14 protein-coding genes, 1 tRNA gene and 2 pseudogenes are annotated in these 25,598 nt (G+C 52.9%); 7 read left to right on the forward strand and 10 right to left on the reverse strand.

Going from position 1 to position 25,598, the window contains the following annotated elements:
- The first annotated feature begins 414 nt into the window (after positions 1-414).
- Positions 415-942 carry a hypothetical protein gene (locus OSC37_RS18065; RefSeq protein ID WP_267164418.1) on the forward strand — a complete coding sequence of 176 codons (528 nt, stop codon included), beginning with the start codon at positions 415-417 and terminating at the stop codon, positions 940-942.
- Positions 943-2,809: 1,867 nt separating this feature from the next.
- Here OSC37_RS18065 and OSC37_RS18070 read toward each other — a convergent pair.
- The 4 genes from OSC37_RS18070 to OSC37_RS18085 form a co-directional block, all read right to left on the reverse strand.
- The gene (locus OSC37_RS18070) at positions 2,810-4,363 is read right to left on the reverse strand and encodes a primase-associated protein (protein WP_267164419.1); all 1,554 of its coding nucleotides are present in this window, start codon (positions 4,361-4,363) and stop codon (positions 2,810-2,812) included.
- Positions 4,357-4,872, reverse strand: coding sequence for a bifunctional DNA primase/polymerase (locus OSC37_RS18075; protein ID WP_267164420.1), 516 nt, complete (start codon positions 4,870-4,872; stop codon positions 4,357-4,359). The genes OSC37_RS18070 and OSC37_RS18075 overlap by 7 nt, the downstream gene beginning before the upstream one ends.
- 99 nt (positions 4,873-4,971) lie before the next feature.
- A complete protein-coding gene (locus tag OSC37_RS18080) occupies positions 4,972-5,820 on the reverse strand; it encodes a hypothetical protein (RefSeq protein ID WP_267164421.1) in 849 nt (282 codons plus the stop codon).
- On the reverse strand, positions 5,813-7,033 hold the full coding sequence (locus tag OSC37_RS18085; RefSeq protein WP_267164422.1) for a hypothetical protein: 1,221 nt from the start codon (positions 7,031-7,033) through the stop codon (positions 5,813-5,815). Before OSC37_RS18085 ends, OSC37_RS18080 begins: the two co-directional genes overlap by 8 nt.
- A 491-nt stretch (positions 7,034-7,524) precedes the next feature.
- Between OSC37_RS18085 and OSC37_RS18090 the strand changes: the two are divergent.
- Positions 7,525-8,336: pseudogene (locus tag OSC37_RS18090) on the forward strand (DUF790 family protein); the annotation flags it as partial.
- Positions 8,337-8,485: 149 nt separating this feature from the next.
- A pseudogene (locus OSC37_RS18095) lies at positions 8,486-9,656 on the forward strand (ISH3 family transposase).
- A gap of 927 nt (positions 9,657-10,583) precedes the next feature.
- Here OSC37_RS18095 and OSC37_RS18100 read toward each other — a convergent pair.
- On the reverse strand, positions 10,584-11,840 hold the full coding sequence (locus OSC37_RS18100; protein ID WP_267164346.1) for an orc1/cdc6 family replication initiation protein: 1,257 nt from the start codon (positions 11,838-11,840) through the stop codon (positions 10,584-10,586).
- 905 nt (positions 11,841-12,745) lie between these two features.
- On the opposite strand from OSC37_RS18100, the gene OSC37_RS18105 reads away from it, so the two are divergent.
- The gene (locus OSC37_RS18105; RefSeq protein WP_267164347.1) at positions 12,746-13,084 is read left to right on the forward strand and encodes a DUF6788 family protein; all 339 of its coding nucleotides are present in this window, start codon (positions 12,746-12,748) and stop codon (positions 13,082-13,084) included.
- Positions 13,085-13,093: 9 nt separating this feature from the next.
- On the opposite strand, the gene OSC37_RS18110 is transcribed toward OSC37_RS18105, so the two are convergent.
- The 3 genes from OSC37_RS18110 to OSC37_RS18120 form a co-directional block, all read right to left on the reverse strand.
- Positions 13,094-14,446: a DUF790 family protein gene (locus tag OSC37_RS18110; RefSeq protein WP_267164348.1), complete on the reverse strand. Its 1,353-nt coding sequence runs from the start codon at positions 14,444-14,446 to the stop codon at positions 13,094-13,096.
- Positions 14,433-15,845 (reverse strand): DEAD/DEAH box helicase family protein, encoded by a 1,413-nt coding sequence (locus tag OSC37_RS18115; RefSeq protein WP_267164349.1) that lies wholly within the window; start codon positions 15,843-15,845, stop codon positions 14,433-14,435. Before OSC37_RS18115 ends, OSC37_RS18110 begins: the two co-directional genes overlap by 14 nt.
- Before the next feature lie 297 nt (positions 15,846-16,142).
- Entirely contained in the window at positions 16,143-16,655 is a 513-nt protein-coding gene (locus OSC37_RS18120; RefSeq protein WP_267164350.1) for a hypothetical protein, read from the reverse strand.
- A gap of 227 nt (positions 16,656-16,882) precedes the next feature.
- On the opposite strand from OSC37_RS18120, the gene OSC37_RS18125 reads away from it, so the two are divergent.
- The 3 genes from OSC37_RS18125 (at position 16,883) to OSC37_RS18135 (ending at position 19,733) form a co-directional block, all read left to right on the forward strand.
- Positions 16,883-17,021 (forward strand) — tRNA-OTHER (locus OSC37_RS18125).
- 189 nt (positions 17,022-17,210) lie between these two features.
- Positions 17,211-18,203, forward strand: a complete 993-nt coding sequence (locus tag OSC37_RS18130; protein ID WP_267164351.1) for a DUF7983 family protein — start codon at positions 17,211-17,213, stop codon at positions 18,201-18,203.
- Between the two features lie 306 nt (positions 18,204-18,509).
- Complete coding sequence (locus OSC37_RS18135) at positions 18,510-19,733, forward strand: hypothetical protein (RefSeq protein WP_267164352.1); 1,224 nt, start codon at positions 18,510-18,512, stop codon at positions 19,731-19,733.
- A 970-nt stretch (positions 19,734-20,703) separates the two neighbouring features.
- Here OSC37_RS18135 and OSC37_RS18140 read toward each other — a convergent pair.
- Both OSC37_RS18140 and OSC37_RS18145 read right to left on the reverse strand, forming a co-directional pair.
- Positions 20,704-22,452 (reverse strand): hypothetical protein, encoded by a 1,749-nt coding sequence (locus OSC37_RS18140; protein ID WP_267164353.1) that lies wholly within the window; start codon positions 22,450-22,452, stop codon positions 20,704-20,706.
- 255 nt (positions 22,453-22,707) lie between these two features.
- Positions 22,708-25,320: a PAS domain-containing protein gene (locus OSC37_RS18145; RefSeq protein ID WP_267164354.1), complete on the reverse strand. Its 2,613-nt coding sequence runs from the start codon at positions 25,318-25,320 to the stop codon at positions 22,708-22,710.
- Between the last annotated feature and the right edge of the window lie 278 nt (positions 25,321-25,598).

A 25,598-nucleotide genomic window follows, 5' to 3' on the forward strand; every position in this document is an offset into this window, starting at 1 on the left:
GGGGCGTGTCGTGAGCGCCCCGATGAGTGTGAGAAATGCCACAGTACGACCAACAGTGTCAAGATAGCCATTCGGAGTCGACTGAATCGTGAGGAAGATCTACGCGTGAGTAACGCGCGATAATGGGTTCTGGTGTCTGTCCACGATTCGTGTCGTTCTCCGAATGCTCCGGAGAAATGGTCGCCTCGTGTAAGAGACCAATCGTTGAGTGTCCCGAGAGTAACGAGTACGATGATGCTATGCATCAAAGACGCTCGTCGTGAGAGACACTAGAAATATTTTGAGAGTTGACGATGAATGTAGCAGTGGAGGGATTGCATGAGTGAATCAGAAGACGTAGAACAAGAAGAACTGGACGATCAAGAGATGGAAGAGCTCAGCTAAGCCGATGAAACACGGAGCGAAGAGACGCCAGTGGACAACGAGTCAGGGAGCGAAGAGACAGCAGAAGATCGTGAAGACAACGAAGACGAGGACGTTCTCAGTGGGTTTAATGATGACGTGTCCCTTGGACTCGAAGGCTCAAGCTACGTTAGATTCAGTCCAAAGGGCGAGAGGATATCCCCTAACTCCCACCTCTCACAGCGTCACCTCAGGGGCTACTACGCCTATACTATCCTCTACAACGAGAGCGAGAACGAGCTCTATCTGAAGACGCTCACGGAGGAAGAGACCGAACAATTGAGAGCAGAACGCCCTGGAGCAAAGATCAAAGAGATTGATCTGGAGGATAAGAACAGCGTCTCTGAGATGGCAATCAGAGAGATAGTGAGACAGTTCAGTATCAAAGACCAGTTCGATGATGAGCTGAGCATGCGCTATTATCCCGACTGGGATGATGAACGTGAGTGTGTCATCGTCGACCTGGACGAGGAGCCAAAGAAAGTTGGAAATAGAAACAACAACGACGACAGTGACGATGTAGAGTCCGTGGACGAGTAAGAAGACAACAATGGTAGTGGTGTTCTGACACCGAAAGAAGAGAAGTATACAACAACAAGACGATTGCTCTGCTACCGAAGAAAGATAGCAAGAAGCCTCCAAAGACACTCCACTACTATCCCCATCACCTTCTCAAAATACTGTGAGAAAAGTGGCGAGGTGAACAAAACAGAGCAGTCAAGGAACGAGCGTCACAGACATACGATACTGCCACACCCTCAGAAGAACGGGTGTGAACCATCCTAAGCGCCGGGCTGATCCCCGCGCTACATGCTCACTGGTTGGCGTCACACACGACTCCCACTCTCCTTCTACTCCCATCCCACCCCACCACTCACTCCCCGGCCAGCTCTATCGACCTGGCCGCCCGTGGCGGCCAGATCGAGAGGGGGGACCCACAGACCCAACGAACGTTGGGTCGAGGACCGTCCCTCTCGTACGCGGACACAACACACTCGTGCAGGAACGCGACGATGGATACAGAGTCGGACAGTCACGAGACAGGCACCCGCTGATGCATCAGCGCAACAGCGGATTGAAGCGTCTGATGCATCAGCACAACACGAGTGTGTAGGCGGTCAGTGATGCATATGTGGCGCATATGAATCATCTGGCCCCGCAGTGTCCGCGCAACACGTCGAGAGAGCAGCCGCGGAGACCCCCTCAGAGGCACCCGGACTGTGCCGCTTGAACAGTCCCACAGCCCCCAGCCCCAGCTGGCGTCTGAACGAACCTGTTACTCTGTAAATAGATTGTTTGAGAAAGTGATCCTGAAATATGGCTAAATGCCAACTCAGGTGGGGGGTGTGATGGTACGAAAATCGGCCAAATAACTGCCCCATATACCCCTCTCACGACCTTAGATTGCTTGGGCCAGCCTATAACGCGTTCTAAAACAGGCCCACAGATTCTCAAATCGCCGTTTCTGACGGTCTAATTATGTGAAAATAGTATACGCAATCATCGCTATTATTGAACTGCTCTGTGTACTGTGATTCTGTCGTATACGCAATCGTCGCTATTATTGAACCGCTCTATGTCATGCGGTTATGTGGGTTATAGTTTCAGCACCAAACAGACAGGAAGATTATATTACCATGAACCATTTTTTGAATCGTATACGGAACCGTCGCTATTATTGAACCATGTCATGTACTGCGATTCTTTCGTATACGCAATCGTCGCTATTATTGAACTACTTTGAGTACTACGATTATATTGATTAACTGGAGTAATGTACTTCAGACAGAATGAAAAATGCTCTACAGTAATCAAAAATTCGTATACGCAATCATCGCTATTATTGAACTGCGTTGTGTACGTCGGTTCTGTCGTATACGCAACCATCGCTATTATTGAACTACGTTGTGTGCCGTGATTATATTGATAAACAGTGGTAATGTATTTCAAACAGAAAGAAAAATGTTTTGTGGTAATCAAAAAATAGTATACGCAATCATCGCTATTATTGAACTGTACTGAGTACTGCGATTATAGAGTATACGTAATCGTCGCTATTATTGAACTGTTTTGAGTACTTCGATTATATTGATTAATACAGGTAATGTATTTCGAACAGAATGAAAAATGTCCTGTGGTAATCAAAAATTCGTATACGCAACCGTCGCTATTATTGAACTGCTTTGTGTAGTGTGATTCTGTCGTATACGCAACCATCGCTATTATTGAACTGTACTGTGTATTGCGATGATAGCAATTACCTATGATAATATGCCATTATTGGGGTCATTTTCCGCCTATACAAGAAATTATTGCTGGTTGTTGAGTGAGTTGGCTGCCTCTATGAGCACCTCCTCAGAACCCGCTCCAAAACTCCGCTTGGAACCTCCACACCAACCCGAAAAAACTACCGCCGACCGTACCCGTCGTCGTCCTCGCTCAGTCGGTTGTACACATCGTCGCTGAAATTCAGACTTTGGTAGATCGAGTAGTCACAATTTTCTCGTCCGATACACACATCTTCGAAGTTGCGATTGTCGTTGTTACAGCCAACCGGCAACGGTGACTCACCTCCGATGTCTTGCTTCTTCTCGTACCGGACTTGATAGTCCGTTACCTTCTCTCGATACCAGGGGTACTGCGAGAACCACTCTTTGATATCTTCGACGCTGAAGTCTGTCTCCAATTCCAGGATGATACGAACCATGCTGAATAGGTACCACCGCCGTGGCGCTGAGTCCGACATAGCCATCTCGTGAATGTTTTGCATACACGGGAGTTCCAGTAGGTCTTCAAGCTCAGTCACTTCGACAACCTTCGCGTTCGACTTGTGGTACTCAATCAGATATTCGTTCGGGTCAACGTGAGTGTCCACCTCCACATTGTCCACGTCGCTATCGTTCGCCAGATCAACGAGTACCATCCCAACTCCTTGGGGAGAGGTCAACCCTTCGAGTGTCTTCTTCACCCAGTCAATGTCAGTCGCCCCGTGGAAGATACTCGTCGCTCGTGCAATCTGTTTGCTGGTCAGCGGCTCACCAAATGCTGCCACTTCTGAGTCCACGTGGTCTATCGCTAGCAGGATCGCTTTCAACTTCGGCGGGTACCGGTGGGCTTTGAACACTTTGTCTGCTTCGCCGTACTCAATCCACTCCGCGATTTTGTTATTGATTCCCGTGAGCGCATCACGGTAGGTGTCCAGTTTGTCTTCCGGAATATTGTCGTAGACGATTTCTTCTAGACACCGCGCCACACCACTCCGCCCGAAGAATGCGTCCCGATACTTTTCGACGTGATCCGAGAGGGGAACGTAGACGTACTTCCCCCTGATGATGGATTGGATGTCGCCACCTGGCTTGTTGTCCTTCCGGGCTTCGCAATGCCGGTTCGCGTGAGCCAATGGCACCTTGAAGAATTTTGCATCTCCCAGTGGTTCGAGTGTGTCAATCCCTTCGACTGGCTCACCAGCTGGTGGGCCGTACTCATCTTCCTTATCTCGGTTGTAGACAACCGTCCCCAGAGCTGTGTATATCTCGTCACCATGCTCTGAGGTACGGGCCGCCCGGTAGACATTATTGAGATAGTATTCGTGCAGCCGCTCATGGATGATGCAGTCGCGGCTGTCCTTCTGTATCTTCGGGTGTCGCTGGACCAGCACTGAACCGAATGTCATGAGTAGCATGAGCCGACCGGGGTCTGGATTCGTGAGGTCAATGTCCGTTGCATCTTCAGGGTCGGACTCACCCGCAAGCATTTCATCCAGTTCTGGCTCTTGGAAGGCACAGGCAGTGAACTCCGCCACGTCGTTGATCATCGCTTTCTCGTTTGCCTCCCCGTTCGTGCTATAGTACTGTGCGCCCCGCTCAAGCAGGAGCCGCCGATTCAGTTTCGAATGGTTGCGCGGATTGACTGCCACCTGCCATGCACGGACCACGTTTTTCGTGGGGTCTTTTGTCACCATTGAATCTCACTCTCGTTGTTGCGTATCGACTCAGGAAGTGCTGGCTCCTCAATGAAGTTGAAGTCTCGCTTGCTTATTGGCGTGACAATTCTGTTGACCTCTGTGTGCAGACTGTATGGGAGCCGGATAACACGTGACCGATCCCAGGTGACTTCATCGTCAATCGGAAAGCCAAGTCGCTCGTTGATGTATCGGCCAATATACTTGCGAGACTGGTGAGTCAATTTGAGGTAAGGGTCATCCGACTTCGCAAAGATGTGGACTCCCTGGCCACTGTAGAAGACATCCGCACTGTCGAAGCCAACGGTGTCGGTTAGCCAGTCTCGAATCTCGAAACCGTTGTGGATGGCTTTGCGGATGTCTTGAAACTCGTATGCGTATTCGTTGGTGACCGTCTCTGAGACAGTTCGCTCAGCGGCCTCAGATTCGTCGCTGTCCGATTTCTCGTCTGCGATGGTCAGTGGGACATCTGTCTCGGCATCGACTGCATCTGCACGGGGTACTGCCACTGGAGCAGGCTCAGAGGAGAATACATTGTGCTCTCGCAGATGCTCTTCCTCGATAGGGGCAAGTGGAATTCCAAAGGGACGCCGTCGTGAATTACCGACTTACACCGACAACGCCGCGAGAAGCCACTCATCCTCCACTGTATCCAAGACGACCGACGTCGTCAACGTCTGGGAGAGCAGTGCGAACAATTCCATCTGATTCATCGTCAAATTGTATCGACTCACCACCGTCTCTACCAACCCTTCCAGTGTCTCGTGATCGCTGACCACCTGCTCACGAATTGCCAACCGCGTCAGTTGCAGGTCGTGTTTGTTCTTCAGCCCCAACTGCTGTGCTCGCCAGTCTTGTGTGCCGTCTCGTCCCTCACCTGTGATTCCTTTGTGACACGCACGACACAGACAAATCCCCTGGTCTGGATCACGATGCCAGTGGTGGTAGTCGAACATCTCAATACCAAACTCCGGGAGTGATCGCCGACACAGCGGGCAGCTGACTTCCCATTCCCACCCAAACTGCTTTGCCTGCTTCGTGTACTCCTCAGTGTACTCTTCCGTTCGAGGGTACGATTCACCAGTCATGATTCCCGTCCACAGATGCCGATCCCAGTAGCCCGTCGTCACCGACTCTAACTGATCGACACTCGGTGCCGTCTCCAATGAAGTCGCAATCGCCACGACACTCCATCGCTGCAGCCCTGTCTCGCAGTTCTGACACTCCTCTTCGAAGTGTGCCAATCTGGATGGGAAGCCATCTCGGTAGCGAGTGATCACGTCACCACAGCCCGGGCAGAGAATCGACACTGGACGCTGCCGTAGAACCTCACCCTCTTCGGCTGCCTCCAAAACCACTGGTTCGACCGAACACGAACTGCTCTCTCCAAACGGGTTCTTTCCCGCCGTGATTGACGGCAGAACCTCCTCGAACGCCACCCGCTGATCCCTATGCATCACTGTCACCATCGCTGCGAGAGTTACCTTGTCCAGAATCGAATTCCTCCAACTCTCCATCACTCTCTTCAGTCTCTAGACTCGCGTCTTCTATGGTCCGTAGATCCCACGATGTTTGCTCCTCCGTAAGCTGGGAGTTCTTGACGCTCTGAGTCTCTGAAACGGAATCCTCTCTCGTCCGCCCCGCATCGGTCTCACTACTGTGATCTTCAGTACCCGTGTTCGTCGATTGTTGTCCAAGGTACGGCGTAATGTCCTCACTCTTTGCGTACGCTCGCAGCAAGTCCGCCGACGATTGCTCGTCATTCTTCTCGTATACATCCGCGATGTTTCGGCTCAACAACTGCCGGGACAGGTTATTCGACTTATCTGCCAGCGCATCCACCGCTGCGATGATCGCCGCCGGATCCTCGCGTGACTCTTCACGATCTGCCCACTTTTCGAAAGGAAACCCGAATGCTTCCCCCCGCTGGCGCATCCGTGGAATCTGTTGGCGATTCCGCCCAATGATCCCAGCAATCACAGCCTCATGATCCTCAACCTCGTCCGCAAGCTGCTCGCACAGTCGACGTACCAACTCGTCGAGAATCCGACTCTGGAGTTCTGCCGTCCGCACTGGTATAACTCCACGAGCATCGTGTTCGTCTGGGACTTGCCACGGCAGTCCGTAGGTCTGATTCATCCGGTCCTTCACGACAATCCGCTCCTCAACCGTTGGCTCCGAAACATCCAGAGCCATCAACAAGTACAACGCCTGTCGCACCCCCGGCTTACTGCGCAAATTGACGTGCTCCAAAATCTCACCAGTCGTCGCCGGCCCCTCCTCTCCGAGGTACTGCAAGATCTCTGCACGGTTGGGCTCAAGCGTGACACTCCCGAGGCGGTTTTTGATCTGAGGTCTGAGATCCTCCGTCGTCGGCATCTGCGCGATCCAGACACTACAGCGGAGACACCGCGTCTCTAAGTCTGTGAGGTCAGGCTCACCATCCCCGCCTCCATGCTGTTCAATCTGCTGGACGAGCAATTGTGCCGAGCCATTGTGAGCGCGTCCTTGACAGCCCTTGATGCGGCATCGATGTCCATCTCGCTTGAGAACCTTCTGTCGGAGATCCTCAGGAATCGAGCGGTGTTCCATGTGAATCTGCTCTTCCAGATCCGCTCGATCCTTCTCAGACTGCCCCGGCTCGGAGTCTGTCCCTCTGTTACTCGCCATTTGCACCCACCTCTCGTCGTGTGTTGTTACTCGATAGCTGTCCGTCGATCGTACCGGAGCTTTCATTTCCGGTGCAGTTGTTAGATTGCATTGCTTCGTCATCCGGCGAAGCGCGGGGTCGGTGTCCTAGCACCGTCCTCATCTTCTGTGAGGTACCCTGCTTCATATTCTTGTACAGTACCCAAATGTATAAACCTTAGGTTCTATGGTGGCATATCTAGGGCTAAACTATGCTGGCAAAATGAATTAGTGTATTGCCACTAGACTCAAACCAAAGATACTGATGCTTAGCGAAGATGACTTGGCTCCTGCAGATGAGGAGTTGCTCGGTTTGTTACAAGAAGGTAGAATAACCGCACCATATGCCGCTGAGGAGACTGGTTATAGTACGCAGTACGTTCGTGAACGACTGACCCGAATGGTTGAACACGGAAACGTGAAGAAAATACACGAAGGATTATACGAAATTATAGAAGACCCTCGGCGCAGATGACGAGACTGACCAGACTGTTAACTGGCTGCTGGTTCGCTACAATCTAGCACTTGGCTAGGCCGTCCTATACGACGCCACTGAAATGCGTATCCGTATCTGGGATTCCTTCGGGACGGTGTTCAGCCACGACAAGCTGTTCGGGTTGATGCACCACATCTATCCCATCGACACCAACGGCGGCCGTGTAAACAGTACGGATGCGGCGGCCAGCTACGAGGCCGTACTGGACGGGCCAGCCTCGCTGTTCTCGAAAACACAGAAATACGGCATTCGCATGGCTACGTTCCTCCCAGCGCTGCCACTGTGTAACCGCTAGGAGATGACCGCCGACATCACCGCAGATCAGCAAAACACCGACACCCTTCAATTCACACTCAACACCCATGACGGACTGGTTTCGCACTACAGTGCGGGCGGGGAGTTCGACAGCGATGTTGAGCGCACGCTCGCCCGAAAGTGGAAGCGATCAAATACCGACTGGGAACTACAACGCGAGCGGGACGTGTTCGAACTCGGCAAAAAAGTGATTATTCCCGATTTCGCCATCAAACATCCTGATGGCCGACGTGCGATTTTAGAGATTATCGGCTTCTGGACCCCGAGTATCTGGACGCAAAACTCCAGAAACTCCGTCAACTAGACACGGACTACTTCATACTGGCAGTCTCAGAGCGTCTGGCTTGCAGCAGTGACGACTTCAGCCAGGCCGCCGACCGCATCCTCTGGTTCAAGACCGGTATGCACGTCTACGATCTCGTCGAGTTGGCCGACCAGTACGCGAGCGAACCACATCAGAAGGATCGTCCGTGAATATCACCATCGACGATGTCTAACGTCTGGTAGAGAGTCGAAAGGCATACCCCGACATGCGTTCGGTTTTAGCTTCGGTACTTCCTGACCGCCGTAATCGGCGCGATTGAATCACCGAATTGATGACGAGAAAGTGTCTGGTTCTGGATGTGTTCAGCATCCCCGAACCAGACGGTTACCTTTCGGCCTCAGATGTCAAAGACGTAGCGGAAGAAGTCATTGCTCCACTCCCGTTGCCGGGTGTCGAGGGGACCCCTCGACCCCGGCGACATCTGGCTCGTCGTCATCCTAGCCTGCACCAATCAGACCTCGATTTGGGAAAGGTGCAAGGATACCGACGGCGCACCCTGTGACGATACCGTTTTCAACTGGCTGCATACGCTCAACCGTCACTGGCTCGAAGTCGTCGCCAACCTTCTGCTTGGACGCCTTGCCATGACAATTCTCGACCCTAACCGGTCGAGAATCGTCTCTATCGACTTCATCGACAACCCCTATCACGGCGAGCACTACGCCGAAGAAGGCGAACTCTGCTCGATGGCTCCCAAAGACGGGACAACGACCTGTCACCGCTACTGCACTGCATACGTCGTGTCCAACGAGAAGCCGGTCACGCTGGCAATGACCTACGTTCGCAACGACGAAGACGAGGCCGACGCGGTCGAGCGCGTGCTCGCCCGCGTCGAGAACTATCCCTTCGACATCGACCTTCTGCTTGCTGACAGCGGGTTCTACAACGAGCGCGTTATCCGCCGCGCTCGTGAAATTGGTGCGACGGTTGTCCACGTGCCCAAGAAGGGTGAGCGGATGAAGGACAAACTCGACACCCACAAGTCGTACATGACGGTCTATCGCATGTACAAGGACAGCGAGCGGGAACTGCGCTTCCCGCTCGCGGTCGCTGTCTCGTATCAGAACGGTGATCGAGGCAAGCACGGCGAGGTTGTTCGTGGCTACGTCGCTTGTGGAGTTGCCGAGAAGTCAGCCAAGCAGGTTGAACGCCTCTACAGGAAGCGCTCAGGCATCGAAACGACCTATCGGTTGCTGCGGCAGGCACGCGGAATCACGACGACACGTGATCCCGTCGTGCGGTTTGCCATCATGCTCGTTGCAGCACTGTTGGAGAATCTGTGGCTGGTGCTGCGGTGGGCGGTCGTCGCCCGCCCACAGCGGGACGGGCGCGACCTGCCCGAGGAGTTCACGTTCAACACGTTCTGTGACTGGATTCGTCACGAGCTGGAAGAGGAGTTACGCCGCCGGTGGAGGATCAAAGCGAACGGTGTTGGCGTGCCGGCGTCACAGGCAACTGCCGCGGGCTGACCGGAGTCAGCCCACGGCCTGCCCGTTGGGCAATAAGCGACAGCTTTGGGCAGATACCGCCGGGAGCCAGTTGCTATCGTCTGTTCGGAGCGGTGAATTGGAACTGCCTCGATCTACTCTGTGGTAACAGCAGAGACTGACCGTCAAATTATACAGAACCAGCCCTCGATCATCTAGGTGGCCCAATCGCACTTCTGGCACTCGCTGATGAGACGCCCACGGTCGAGTTCAGACTGGGAATTCGTTTTTCGACGTAAAATCCACGCAACAGAAGCGGTTTCTTCACCATCTTTACCGTCTGAACCCGAGGGTTGCCGTTCGGATAACGTCCTCTAGATTGACGCTCCGGAAATTGCTCGCCCGACATGGCGATCAGTTGTCGACCTCTGCGCGTGAGGACTCACAACAGCGTCTCCACAGTCGAGATACTGTCTCGACAATCACAGAGCAACACGCTCGCAACACTGAAGATACCTTGGACACACTCGGTCCTGATGATTCGGCACGAGATGTACTCGTATCGATACGCCGTTCACGGACAGAATACCGAACATACAGTGATTTTTGGCCGCAACAATAATCATGTGAGTTCAACAAGATTTTGATGTATCCCGCCGGAGCCCGTCTGAGGTGACATACTCACTCTGGCAACGGTGGGATGCCGTAATCCTCACGAAGTTGTTTCGCTCAATTCGGTAAGAGCCCTATCCAACAGAGTGTTCAGACAGCTTGAAGCCGAAGCCTTCGCTGATTCCTCAGGCAATCTTACCAAACAATCAAAAGGGTATGCACTGTAATGTTAGGTAAGAGTTTCATACCGGTATGCCATCCCCTTCTGGGAGTTCCAAATCTCAGTAACACTCAATACCCTCCACCGTTTCCGGAGCTTTCACCGAAATTTTCGCAATAGATTCGCGGAAGCCAAACTCAATAGTCGGAGATACCGGACTGGAGAAGATTGTTATCATCAGCTGTCGACTTGATGATATCCGAGAGTTCTTCGAAACGAGAAGTTGAATTAAGGACATCAAGAACCGTTTTCAACGGGATATCGAGCTCGTACTCGTGATACCGGCCAGCTGAAAGTCCCTCATTGCGTTCGTTGACACTGATAAGCCCGAGCATATGCATATCCGAAAGATGATCACGAACGCGCCGTTCGCTTACACTATCAGCGTCAAGTCGGTCACAAACCGTCAGATACCGCTCATAAAGATCACGGGACCGGACGGGTACCTCATCAAGTGCCTGGTGATAAGCGAGCGCACAGAGTACTGCGTGGCCCTGTGTGGTCAGTTCCTGCATTCCTTGGTAAAGCTGGTTCTTTTCGAGTTCGTCTTGTGCATCTCGAACATTCTCTTCAGTCACAGTTTCGGAATCCTTGGCTTGCGTGAGTTCGCCAGCCTCACGAAGCAGCCGAATCGCCTGCCGAGCAGATCCCGTGTCTTGAGCAGCAAACGCCGCACAGAGTGGAACAACATCGTCAGTGAGAACACCATCATGAAACGCTTTCTCGGCCCGTGGCTCGAGAATCGAACGTAATTGATTCGCGTCGTAAGGCGGGAAGAGAATCTCCTTTTCAGCGAGCGTATCCTTGACCTTCGGCGAAAGATTATCACGGAACTTGAAATCATTGCTGATGCCGACGATCACTGGACGGACAGTGTCGACATACCCATTCGACCGTGCTCGAGGAAGCCCGTAGAGGATGTCGTCAGAATGTCCGATGTTATCGATCTCGTCAAGTACAATCACGACTGTACCACCAAGCGCGTCGAGTTCTTCATAGAGAAGATCAAAGACCCGTTGCTGTGAGTAGCCGGTTGTACTGATACGATCTTTATTTTGATTTTTGCGAAGTTCATTGACAAGGGCAACAGCAACCTGATAAGACGAAGAGAGGTTCTCACAACTGACCCAAACAGTTGATAAATCTACATCGTCATACCCGACGGCGGAGTTCTCCAGATGTGATAGCATATACTTCGTGGCGACGGTTTTCCCTGTACCCGTCTTGCCGTACAAAAAGATGTTCGAAGTCGGGCGGTTATCAATAATCGGCTGAAGAGCTCGTTGATATTTTTCAAGTTCCTCGTCACGTTCACGAACATCCTCAGGCTCATAAGAGTCGTCGAGTGGCTCGGCATCAGCGAACACCTGACGATCTCGCTCGAACATCCCCATGATTTGCCATTACACAGTACAATATCATAAAACCACCTCTTCCTTAGCTTCCGGAGTTTCCGGAGCTAGGTGTTTTATAAACATCTACAACACCGGCATTTCCGGAGCTCAGTTCTTTTTATAACTCTCTCACTCCACTGTTTCCGAAGCTATGACGAATACATATAGACCACTTCTAAAACATCTCTAGTACAACAAAAGAATTAAATAAAATACGTTTGAACAAAACCCGTACTAGAACTAGGACAATATTCTAGAAAAAGAATATGTCCAAGACAGAACGACAGAAAACTCGAGAATAGTCGTTTTCCCGGTTATATTTGCTATCTCTTTTGTGGGTCCGTCTCTCTTCTTGCAGATAGCTCCGGAAACAGTGGAGTGAGGGTTCATGAAATCTGTCGTCAAGAAAAGCTTCGGAAACGGTGGAGTGTATATTTTCCATATGACATTTCTAGTACCCCCAACTGCCCGTTCCAGCTCCTATTCTGATTCAAACTGGAGGTGTCTGATTGGGTGTTGAATTATTAAACGTCTCTCTAGGTTCTGATCAAGGTATTGGACGATGGTGCTCTGTTGAATAGCGGTGATTGGCTTGGCAATCAGAATGTAGATCAGTTCGTGAGTGGGTGTAACAAGTGGTCTCAAAATCGGTGTCGCCTCTACCTTACTCAGAGGCCGCTATTCAACAGAGCAGACGATAGTGGAATCTAATTCCTAAAAGCTCCGGAAACGGTGGAGGGTAGTATTTTCGGATTAATCCAAAATCTTTTCTGCCCGTGCTATTCCGATAATCGGACGATTCAGCCGATCTTATCGGTGATTGCTCGGGAAATAGTGGTGTGTTTCCTCCCACCAATTCTTACCTAGCATTTATTCTTTTTTGACGCATATTGTTTGGTAAGATTATGTCGACTCGGCCACAGACCCCCGATTCACTTCCGAAATATCTCGCTGAGGGCGTCCCAAAACAAGACGACGCAGACTTGCGCGCTCTTCAAGATTGGATCGACGACCTGCTCGAGTATCGTCAAGATGTCGCTGCCGAGGATATCGACGCCGGCGAAGGTGAGTCGATAGAAACTGTCGAGGAATCGAGTGGAGGAACTGTGGTGATCAAGAAGGTTAGCTGTGGCAAGGACAACTGCAAATGCCAATCTGGCGACCTGCATGGTCCCTACAAATACATTGTCCGACGGCAGGGAGACAGTCTCGACTGGGTGTACAAAGGAGCGGTCACTGATTGATACCTGACCTCATCGGTGTAATGAAACTTCGACGGCGTATTCTTCTGCTAACTCCACGACCTCGTAGACGTGCATCCCTGTTTTGAACCACAGCACACGGTCATCCATCCCCTCAAAATCCTCCGACGAGCAGTCGAGTCGCTCGGAGACAGCGATGATCAGATTCTCACGGTCTGCATCTCGTATCTTTGCCAGCTTCTCATCAAGATACTCTGGCGTCCAGAAGCCCACGATTTCGAACAGTGCCCGCCGTCCGTCTGGATGTTCGAGGGCGAAGTCGGGGAGCATCACCTCAGCACCCAGGTCCAACACGTCGTCTTCTCGCCGGAGTTCCCAGTCCGTGTTCGCTCGTTCCCATTTCTGGGCGAGTGTCCGTTCGATGTCGGAGTCGAACTCACCCTGAGCAGAGTAGTGCGACGACAGGTCATCGGTGTGGTCAAGTTCGAACGATAGGGTCCGCCCCGTCGAAGCACTTTCGTCGTCAAGGATGTCAGCTTCTACGTCCCAGCGATCACACAACGGGAGCGCAGGCAGGAAATTTGCCATTCGAATGCCGTACTTCCGTGATTTCGAGAAGAGAGACGCTGCCCCATCTAAGATAGCTTCGTAGCCCTCTGCGACATCGGTACTTGCCACCCGATTGCCGTTCCTGTCGATTGGATAGATCCGGTGCATCAAACCAAACAACTTGACGTAGCTGAAGACTGTCGCAAACGAGTCCCAGACTCGGATCTGCATCTCCGTAGCATCATATAGAACAGCCTGTGCGAGCGCAAGATTGTAGCGTGTGAGCAGCCAATCGACCGTGATCGTATCTTCGGCGTAGGACTCCTCACTATCGCCTGTCAACCGAGTCGTGGTTGGTGAGTTGTCCGTCTCCTCGTATCCATCGGAAACACGGTGTCCAAACCGCACGAGTCGCTTGTTCTCCTCGAGGTCAGCGTACATTCCCCGATAACACTCTTCGAGCGTGATGCCGAGTTGATCGGCAATCGAACTGTAGACTTCTAACTTCTGGGTGTCTTCACCAAGCGTCGGGTGTCGGACAATCGGATATGAGTCGTTAGCTTTCTCGAACAGTAACTGACGGATTTCTCGTGGTTCGACTGGAGCAACTGTCTCGAACTCACACTCGTCTTGGAGGAGTTTGGCCAGTCCTTGAACGATTTTGTAGTCGGTATCGGCGACAGTCAACTCGTCAATCGTCGATTCGAGCTCGCCCTTGGACTCGCCAAGATGTGCTTCGAAGATGTCGATCAATTCGCTGGCTGTCTCCCGATATTGCTGGTCGTCAGTGTCGATAAACAGCGGTTCGATGTACCTGTCCCGCGTGCGAGAGCGGGCGAGATCAGCTGTCAGCATCGGCACTCACCCCTTGGCGGCGACGCTGGGAGACGTACGTTTCCATCGTATCTTCGGTAATAATCTCGTAGAGACGAGCAGGCTGGCGATCGTCGGTGGGGCGGAGAATCCGCCCGAGACGTTGTGCGTACTGTCGTTTCGAGGCACTCCCGGAGAGAATGATGCCAACGTTTGCAGCGGGAACGTCGATTCCTTCGTCGAGGACTTGAGAGGTGACCAGCATAGAATACTCGCCGCTCCGGAAGCGGTTGAGAATCTCACTGCGCTCGTCTGTCTCAGTCTGATGGGTGATACACGGGAGGATGAACTCTTGGGAGATGTCGTAGGCAAAATCGTTGTTGGCAGTGAAGATAATCGCCCGGTCGTCGTGGTGACGTTTGAGGAGATTATCGAGCGTATCGAGTTTCTTTTCGGCGGTCCGAGCGATGGTTTCGGCGCGTTGTTTGGCGATTAGCGCTCGGCGGCCATGCGGATCGTAGGAGGTCCGTTTGAGGAATTCTTGATAGCCATTTTCCTTCCAGATCTCGAAGTCGTGATTGTCGACGTACTCTCGGTAGAGTTGGTATTCCTCGTCGTATCGCTCGCGCTCGTCGGGCGTGAGTTCGACTTGGAGATGGATGGTTTCGTACTCGCTGAGATACTCGCCAGCAAGATTGTCAACATCTTCTGCATAGACGACAGGGCCGATCAACTCTTTGAGCACCTCGTGTTGGCCATCAGCTCGTTCGTAGGTTGCAGTGAGGCCGAGGCGATAGGGAGCAATGGTCATTTCGGGAATCTGCTGGTAGGTGGGAGCTGGGAGATGATGGACTTCGTCGACGACGAGCAAGCCAAACTGATCGCCGTACTCGTTGATGTAGCGATAGGCGGAATCGTAGGTGGTGACAGTGATATCAGTAACAGTGTGATCGCCGCCGCCGAGGACGCCAACGTCGTTGGGGAGTTGGTCGCCGAAGGCGTTGGTGAGAGTGGCGTGCCACTGGTTCAAGAGATCAATTGTTGGGACGACGACAAGGGTGCTGACGCCAGCGTCGGCGATGGCTTGCACAGCGAGGAATGTCTTGCCGCTGCCAGTCGGGAGGACAACACTGCCGCGGCGGTGATGGTCAGTCCAGGCTGCCAGGGCGGCCTGCTGGTAGTCGCGGGGTTCGATCTTGACGGCAGGTGTGAGATAAAGATCGCTGTAGGCACGGGCATCGTCTTCGAGGGTCTCGACAGGCGCAGTCGATTGTTGGAGTGTGGACTGTCCATCAGTGTCTGACTCCGCCCAGTCTTGGAGGGACCGATATTGCTGGGCTCGTGCGCGGTACTGGTCGACGCGGTCGTCCCACTCTCCGTAGGGGACCGAATCTGGGGCGTCCTCGAGGAGGAGCGTGCCGTCGTCGAAGACCAGACGCATTGTAAGAGGGTGTACGGGCGGGGCCATGCTGTGTCTTGCGGAGCGGAGTTCCTGACTGGCAATTGGGAGCGATCAGTGACGACGCTCGAATTGTTAACCAACAACTCCGCAATATCGCACCGATTGTTGGTTAATATTGGACATCTCTCCGCAGACCTGGAGGGGTCCACTCTCTCAAGAAGGGGCCCGTCAGTTCCGCTGTTCTGCGTGGTGACTTGCGCCGTCCATCTTGGACGAGAACTTGTTACGATATCGCTACTCTGGCTGTGTTTCACTCAGTGTGGAGGCTCTCAGGCTCTACGGTCTTTCATTATCCGGAATGACAGATCCAACAGCCTCGATAATGTCGCTCTTGGATGGCTGAGTCACCTGCCCGGTTTGATTCTCATCACAGAACGCTCTAATCCGGTGATAATACACATCGGCATGGATTTGTATATCGATATCAGTCTCCATCGACTCGTATGACTCTTCAGTTACTGTAGGCGGCTCGTCACGCATTTGAGACGCGCGTTCGGCTGCTCCTTCTGTTGTCGCGGATACGAGTGAATAGACATGATCCACGACAACCTCCTCAAATCCAGTAGTGATTGAATCATATCCTCGCACGAGAAAGTAGATATCATCTTTGTAATCATACGACCAAATATCGATATGGACACCGATAGCTATCCCACCTTCAGGTATCTGTAGATCGTATTCGTTTTGAAATGCCTCGATTCTGTTCTGTATCGTCTCAATATCAGTATCCCCCAGATCGTCATGTATCTCATCAAGGAATTGTGCTAATACATCTCTGGGTGGTTCCATGCGTAACCCGATTTTTTAGCTCTATCCTCAAGAATCATGAGATTCGCCAGTACCACCAGTCCTACCTGATGCTCCTGTCGCAATGACTGTGCAATACTTGCGCCTTATCTTGCACGCTTCAAATGACGGTGTTCGCATATGTCCAGCGGAATTCTACATTAGCACGGTGTACTAACTCTGTGGCTGCAGTACTACTAAGACACTACTCTTCGACGAGTAGCATTGCTGGGCATGTAGTTCAGTCTGGCAGAACGCCTGGAGTGAGGCCGGCTCGCCGGGTGCGTGAGTCCGCGCGGCGCGTACCGCGACCATCGGTCAGCGAGTCGGGCACCAGGAGGCCCTGGGTTCGAATCCGCAGCGTGCCCATTACCACGCCTACACGAAACCGATCTACTAGTCGTGAAACCTTATTTTCCGACACCTGATTTTCGATGAACTCCCCGCTCCTGTCTGGCAGTATTCCAGCTAAAATGACGGGGATGCCCCACTGTCGGCAAGAGACTCCAGCGTGAGAGTGGCAGTAACTCTTTGCCTGCTGATATCCAACAGAACAGTATGCCATTCAGTGTCTCTTGGCACACCCTCCTTGAGGAACTTGAGGACCTCCCCGATGGAGCGACGCTCGTGACGCCGCTCTCTCGGGATCGCTTTCGTCTCGACGATATCCAAGAACAACGGGTTGTCATCGACTTTCTTGATCGTGACATCGACACCACACGGCCCTTGCAACGCGATCAATTCGAGACCCTCTATCGGCGTGTCACTGACAACGACGGTGCGTTCGAACTAGATCGACTCCCGCCTGACGCTGATCCCTATCCCGCAGTGTTGAGTCTCCACCCACGCTTCGAAGTCGACGAACAACAAGGTATGATCGTCGAAACAGAGGGGCCAACAGCCACGCAGGTTCTCGACGATGACAGCTCGCCAGTTGACACCAGCGAGCGGACTGAACCCGAGCTTGATGTCTACGCTGACGCACTCTTGCTCGTCGACGCGCTCGAACGCCACGACCTCGACACTTTCGAAGACCTCGAGACTGACGCCCTGGTCAACCTGTATACATTGTGTTCAGATGTCCAACGCAACGCCGATAGCCTTCGGAAGGAGATTGCCGACGTATTGCTCACCCGGTTACATCACGACCGCCCGGTCAGCGGTCCCTTCGGCTCCGTCCAGCGGACGTCACGGCGCAACAAGTCACTCAAAGACGACCAGGCAGTCATCGAGACGCTGGAAGCCGCAGGCGTCGATCGTGAGCAGATTACCAGTGTTGACCGCAGTAAAGTTGACGACGCCCTTGAGGTGACGGAACTTTCCGAATCCGATGTCTACGAGATCGATGAGTCAGAGTACGTCCGCAAGGCCGATGTCGACGAAGAGAGCAAGGAGACACGGCTCCAGGGATTGAAAGACCAACTTGCTGCTAGTGATGACGACGAGGCAGCCGAACTCCGGGACGAAATCGAGGCACTCGAGGCTCGGATCGAGGAGTTGACCAGTTTCCGGACGGGGACGACGTTCCATACCCGTTCGAATGCCGAGTGACCCGCTTTGGGCCCGTATTCCTCACCCATTCCCCGGGTAAGACGACGGCAGTAGTTCGTTGGAGACGGGAGACGCGACTCGTAGATATGGCTACCATGTCGGCTGACGACTTCTCGATTCACACCGAGGACTGCCCTGCCGTCGGCGATGGGATGCCGCTCTCTGATCTGCCTGACGAAGTCACGTCAATTGAGGATCTCGACTGCGAGTGCTGGAGCGAGTATGACTCTTTAGACGAGATCTCAGAACACCTTGTCTTCCTAGACACTCTTGGCGGGTTGCAGTGGTCCCGCTCACACTGGCGAGGTGATCAGAAAAATCCTCGATGAGCGTAGCGAGCGTCTCGCGGTCGGCAGAGTCGACGTCGTCCGAGAGCTCCAGTTTCCGAACGGCGCTCCAGTCGACGAGAGTGATCGTTGCGACCTCCGCACGTTCTTGGGTGTTGCGAGCAGCGTCGGTAGCCGTTACGGAGCATACTCAGGGTATCGCGTCCTGCACGAATCACGGCCAGAGAAACGCGAGCAACTGCTCTCTGAGCCGAATGTGGACCCGATGGACCCCGAAGGGACACTGCTTGGGTCGTGGGTGCTGACTGGAGAGGGCGTTGCGGACCTCGAAGAGACGCTCTCATACTCCTCTGCTGACCTGGAATTGCAGGAAGACAGCGAGAATTTCGCGCCATTCGTGCTCACTGGGAGTGTCGTCGACGGGAATCGGCGTCGAGCAGTAGCGGAAGCAGTCACTCGAATCCTGTCATTTAAAGATGGGCTTCGCCCGGAGCGGCAGGCGATCTCGGTGCTGGCTGGGTTGAGCAGTGACCTTGTGGCAGCGGCGGACGCGGTAGCTGCTCTTGGGGGAGAAGACGAGCCGCGAGAGATGGATCTACAGGATGTTCAGTACGGACTGTCCCAGTTGTCATGGCGACGAATCCTGCCTGAGATGGGTGAAACTGTCGTGTCAAAGGTGGTCGCAGCGTTGCTCGACGCCCAGGAGCGAGTATCGAAAGCAGAGTTAGCTGACCTCGCAGGATGTGCAGCAAAATCACTGTCAGAACCACCCAACGAGCGGCGATTTGCGGAGTTGGAGAGTGCCGGACTCCTGGATCGTGACGACCAGGGATGCGGGAAAGCAACGCTGTGGCGATTGTGTCTCCCGCTCCGAACGGAACGACACGACGGCGAGCCGTTGCCGAGAATGTTGGTGGGGCAAAAAACCACGGCGACAGGTGGAGAATGGCACCTCTCGAACGCGGTGTCTGAGGTTCTGTTGACCAGCGCTGATGAGTACGGCGTCGAGTATGGGTTCGAGTTTGGAGGAGCGGTAGCGAGGGCAGCGTTCTGGGGGCCGCCACCAATCGAGCGGGATGTAGGGCCACTGACGAGACAGTATCCGACGGTTGAGCCAGTCGTCTCACTCCTGGCTGTCCTGTTAGATCAAGAAGGCCGACTCAGGGAAGACAACAGTTCGTCGGTGGAGTTCGGCGTGCATCCAGATCCAGCTCAGGCGACACTCTCTGCAGCAGTCGGGTGAGTGACTGTGAACCGGTCTGTCGGTGATGAACAGCACGAGTCGTATCGTGCAGTGACAGGAACGGCCAACTCACTTCTTATGGCTTCCTCGTGCCAGCACTGGGACCAGTGCGATTGAGACAATAGCTACAATTAGATGAAACCCATCTCCATCTGCGTCTGAATCACCTGCTGATGTCACTGTCGTTGTGGGAGCATCTGATTGTGTCTCTGCTACTGTTGCTGTTGATGACGATGACTCCTCATCTGTCGGTGTCGGTGATGTTCCTGCTGTTGGTGACGCGGTAGATGTTTGCCTTGGAGTTGCCGTTTCTGTTCCGGATGCAGGTGTTGTCCCTGTCTCGGGTGTTGCTGTCGGTTCGGACGTGGCTTCCGGGGTTGGGCTCGGTGTATCGTCTGGAGTGGATGTCGGTGTCGGCTCTGGTGTTGAAGTAGCCGTCGGGGTAGCCGTCCGTTCTGTTGACGTAGTGGTGGGTGCTGGCGTGGATTCTCCACGCTTGCTGAGTGAGACTGACAGATTGACTTGTTGTACCTCACCTGATTCCCAGGTGACGGTTTCCCGGGCAGCTCCTCGATCAAGGCCGTCAGCGGTAATATAGAACACCACTTCTGCGCCATTCTCATCTTCAGAGCCACTGACGCGCAGTTTTGCGTCATTACCGGCAGGTCCACCGTATTCACCGGGAGTTGTGACTGTAATCTCGCCACGCGTGTCTCCATCAATAACCGCTTGAATTGTTGTCCCAGCAGGCGCTGGGTCGCCATTTATGCTGACTGTCCCGTAGTAGCTTGCGGGAACCGCGGTTTGTGCGCTAGCGCTCTCAGTCGCTGTCCCTAGGTCGGGGAATGCAATGATAATACAGAAGAGAAATCCACAGAGAAGGAGTCCACAGACGATGACCCTGATTCGCTGGTCGTCACGTGGATGTGTCGTCGTGGGGGGGTTGTTCGTGGTCATTAGCGCTAATAACTCACAATTGAATAATAATGCCGAGCTGTTCTTCAAGCTCGTCACGTGTTTCGGCCCCACTCAGAACACCCGGTAGTGTTGCATCGTCTTCGACAAAGACAAAATACCCTTTGAACGGGCTAACCTGGTTATCGTCTTCTCCGATATAGTGCGTCCCAAACTGATCGACACTTTGTATCAGCTCGGATTGTGGCTCATTAAACCGGTCAAGGACAAGGAAGGCGTCACTAATTCCAAACACTGTGTCGACATCACCGAACTTCGGAGCAGATACGAAATTCCACCCTTCATCGAGGTCCGCCTGTGGTGGTGTCGCTGCCGATTGTTCTGTAAACTCGATATCGACAGAGAATGAGTCAGGTTGGTTCTGTCCGCCTTCTGTAGCGACAATGAACGCATCAAGACCCTCGAACGTCTGTGACTCAAAATCAGTGATTGCGCTCCAGTCGCCATTATCCCAGGTATAGACGGTATATCCCTCGGCATCCGGATCCATCATATCGGCAAGTGTTCCGTTCGTTGCACCAGGTAGCCCAACTGAATAGACCTCGCCATCGTTGGGGATTTCAAAACTGTAGGAGAGATTATCGGGAATCGTGAGTGGCTCAATTACGGTCGTTGAATTAGACATTGACGTTACGCCTGACTGATTATGCTCGACTACTGCCTGGTATTCCCCCGGTCCATTGAGGTCTCTATCAGGCGTATAAGCTATTGACGCATCACCACTAGCATTCAAACTCGTTGTCGTTGTATTGACTACAGTCTGGTTACTGTCGAATATTGTCGCGTTTATATCGGTGCCAGTGAGGTCTGCAGAATTAACATCAAGTACCAGACTATCATCGGATTCTATTTTATCGGTTGACCAGTTCGTCTCTAAATTCAGTGGTTGAAATTGTAATGGGATAATATTAGTAGGATCCTCGATCTGGACAACCCGTTCTTTGGTAGAATTGAGGTCATCTGCAATTTCGAAATTTGCTGTTGGTCCTGGCACGGTACCCATTCGGTCTACAATATCTCCCAATATGATTTCGCCTCCACTGGTTGTCTCAAACTCACGGATGCTCACCACCTTAGAGTTATTCTCAGCTTGAACTGTTAGTGTCTGGCCGCCCCATACCCTGAAAGCACCGTTATCTCCATTTCGAGAGTATGTAATGCTCGATACTGTGTCGCCAGATTTGTACTTCGAATCGTTATGATGAATCCCTGTGAGGCCCACGTTTGTGAATCTGTAATAATCATCGTCTGTCGTGTTTTTTAGTGTAATCTCGTGTGAGATAATCTCATCAGTCTCAGGGAGCTCCCCAGGAGCAATCCAATCGATTGTCAGATTTTGGGTTGCAGACTTGGCACTAACGTCACCAGAATCAAATTGAATAGCAACTTCCTGTTCTGCAGTTCGAATTATCGTGTCAGATTGGCCAGACAGTGGCCCCGAGCCTACGGAGACATTGTCTGGTTTAATCCCGATCTCTTCACTCTCTGAATAGTTGAGAATTATTTCTTGTTGACCGGCATCTGAACTCGTTATATTCAACTCTAAGATTAGTCTTTGGTTGTATGGTCCATCATTGAGTGACTGCACGTTGCTCGCATTTCCACCTTCCCACTCCGTGGAGTACGTAGGATTTCCGTCTATTACTGTTCGATCATCTGAATCAATCTCTACATCGAGTAATTCCGACTCATCAACATGATTTGCAGCAGCGACTGCGCCGGTGAACGATGACACTGATAGCATAGATAAAATAACCAACAACGATAGAATAACCGCAGTCACCGGTCTCGATGGTGACTGTTTCCTCGAGCGGTGGGTCATATTTTATAGACTCAACAATCACGTATAATATTGGTGGCTGTTTTTCTGAAGACAATGAAACAGCGGTATCTATACAGAAGTTGGAAGATGGAGTCATGCAACATACAGAGGGTGGATGCAGCAGTGGACGAGTAGATATCCGGCCACCTCCCACCAGTTAACGACCAGGTCTTACGCCTACTGCTCACGGCGCAATTCAACGATGAACACGCTTCCGTCTGGCTCGTTGTTCTCAATCTGGACAGTCCCTCCGTAGCGGTCAACGAGTGTCTGGACGAGATACAGTCCGAGTCCAGTACCCTCGCTGTCGAGGCCTTTTTCACCCTCTCGGAAGACTTGACCTTTTTGCTCGTCGGGAATCCCCGGCCCGTTGTCTGCAATACGGACCCGAACTGTCTCCTCGTCGGCAGTTGCCGAAACGGTGACTTCGGGAAGTTCCTTGTCGTTGTGAACGATAGCGTTGTTCAACACGTTCCGGAACACCGACTCCAGCATGTCGTCAGCCAGCACCGTCGTGTCCGGAACTTCCCCTTCAGCAGAAACGAGAGCACGCTCGTGGTTCGTTCGCACGTGAGTCATCTGTGCTTCAAGCACGGACCTGAGATTTACCGGGGTCAGATCAGTCTCCGAGCCGAGCATCACCTCTGTCACTTCGGCAGCGGTCTGAGTTATTTCGACCGCTTCACGACCTGATTCCATGATATTTTGAAGATACTCCTCGCCGGCCTCCTCGACGTAGTCTTCGAGCACCTCGCCGTAGGTGAGCATGACCTGGAGGTCGTTGCGGATATCGTGACGCACAATCTGGTTGAGTACTTCGAGATTGTCGCGCTGATTTTCGAGGGTCTGTTCGTACTCTTTGATCTCGGTGATATCCTGTACGATACCGACTGCCTCGATCGGGTCACCCGTTTCGTCGCGTGTGAACTCGGCGACTTCCTGCATCCATTTGATATTCCCTTCACCGGTGATAATCCGGTGTTCGACATCGTACGGTTCACCGTCAAGTGCGGCCTGCCAGGCCTGATCGACCCGGTCTGTGTCCTCAGGGTGAATGAACTCAAGGAATCGCTCGTGGTCGAGATAGCCGATTTCGCCGTCAGCCTCCCACATGTCGTAGACGTGCTCGGACCAGTAGATTTCGTCGGACGGGATCTCCTTACGCCACCACCCGATATCGGCGACCTTCTGTGCGTTCTGGAGATAGATCTCGTTTTGTCGTTGCTCCGTAATGTCGACGAGATAGCCCAGACGGTTGATAATCTCGCCGTCCTGCCAGACGTTCCGGGTGTAATCGAGCATCCATCGTACAGTGCCGTCAGCGGTGACGATCCGGTAAGGCTCGTGACTGAACTGCTCGGTTCCCTCGGTGTTGTTGTCGGCAACCTCCTGCATCACGCGCTCGCGGTCTTCTTCGTGAATAATCTCGGCAAACTGTACAGCACCTGATTGCAATTCGTCCGCCGTGTAGCCCAGTACCGCCTCGACGTTCTCAGAGACGTGTTCGATCGGCCAGCCCTCCGCTTCCCGCCATTTGAAGACGACAGCGGGACCTTGCGTGAACATCTCTCGCTCCTCTGCAAGCTGGCGCTGGTATGTCTTCCGGTCGTCGATGTCAAGATGAATGCCAACGGCACGGGCCGGTTCGCCATCCTCGTCGCGTTCGGCTATTTTTCCAATATCACGGATCCACTTCCAGTTGCCGTCGGCGGTCCGCATCCGGTGTTCCGTATCGTACAGCTCCGTTTCGCCCGCGATGTGTTCGTCCAGCGCCTCCTCGACGGCATCGAGGTCGTCGGGATGGACGCGCTGTTCCCATTCCTCGAGGTGTGGCTCAATCTCGTCGAGGGAATGTCCAAGCATCCGAGCCCACTGCTCGTTGAACTCGACCTCGTCGGTCCTCATGTCCCAGTCCCAGACGCCGAGGTTCGCGCCCTCAACGGCAAGCTCGAATCGTTCTTTGAGGCGGGTAACCTCCCGTTCCCGTTGTTTCTGCCCGGTGATGTCTGTCGAGACGCCACAGATCCCCGTGATCTCCCCGTCATCATCATACACTGGTGATTTTCGGGTGAGTCGGACGGTGTTCCCAGTGGCTGTCGGAATTTCTTCTTCGAGTTTGATCATCTCACCGCTTTCGATGACCTGTCGGTCGTCCTTGGTAGCCTCTTCGGCAACCTCTGACGGGAAGAGGTCGTCGTCGGTGAGCCCGACGATGTCTTGATCGTCTACATTGAGTAGCTCCCGGCATGCCTGATTCATCAGCAGATACTGGCCGTCAGTGTCTTTCAGAAATACCGCCGCAGACATGGTTTCGAGGACGGTTTCGAACTGACGGTCGAGCCGTTGTAGCTTCTGTTGTTGTTCTTTTTGCTCGGTGACGTCACGGGCGACGCCGACGATCTGGGTTACTCGTTCGTCGTCGGTAATTGGGGTGAGTTTCGTCTGCCAGTGACTAGTTCCGGCTGGGAACTCCAGTTTCTCCTCGTACTCAATCGTCTCTCCCTGTTCGACACAGCGACGATAATTCGCTGCGACGGCCGCGCCCTGTTCGTCGCCGAGCAGTTCTTGTGGTGTCTGCCCGCGTAGTTCGTCTTCGGACAGCCCGGTCAGTTGCTGGTGTGAGGCGTTGTTTCGTCGGAACGTGAACGTGTAGTCGTCGTCTGTCTGCTCAACCTCGACAAAAAAAACAGCATCCTCCATTTCCCGAACGATTATTTCGTAGACGCTCTCCGCCTCGCCTCCAATCGCTTGAAAATCCTCTGTCGTATCTGGGCCAGAGTCGTCCTGCATTGTATTCTCGATATAATAAAAAAGACGTGCCGACAGTTAGCAATTCTGGATCGATTCTGTGGAAGAGATCCGTTCATATCGTCGAAGCTCGTGCGGTAGCATAATCGGCCTCCAGAGCTGCTACGTGGTTCACGATCACTGACCATACAGTGCAACATACGCGCGTTCCATCTTGCACGCTAGTCGGTGACAGTATCACAGATACAATTGTTTCGCTGTGTTCGGTAAGAGCCATTCGAGAATCCGACCATCTACTAACACCATCCAACCCCGGACTT

The organism is Halovenus salina (genome assembly GCF_026410925.1).
Taxonomy (GTDB): domain Archaea; phylum Halobacteriota; class Halobacteria; order Halobacteriales; family Haloarculaceae; genus Halovenus; species Halovenus salina.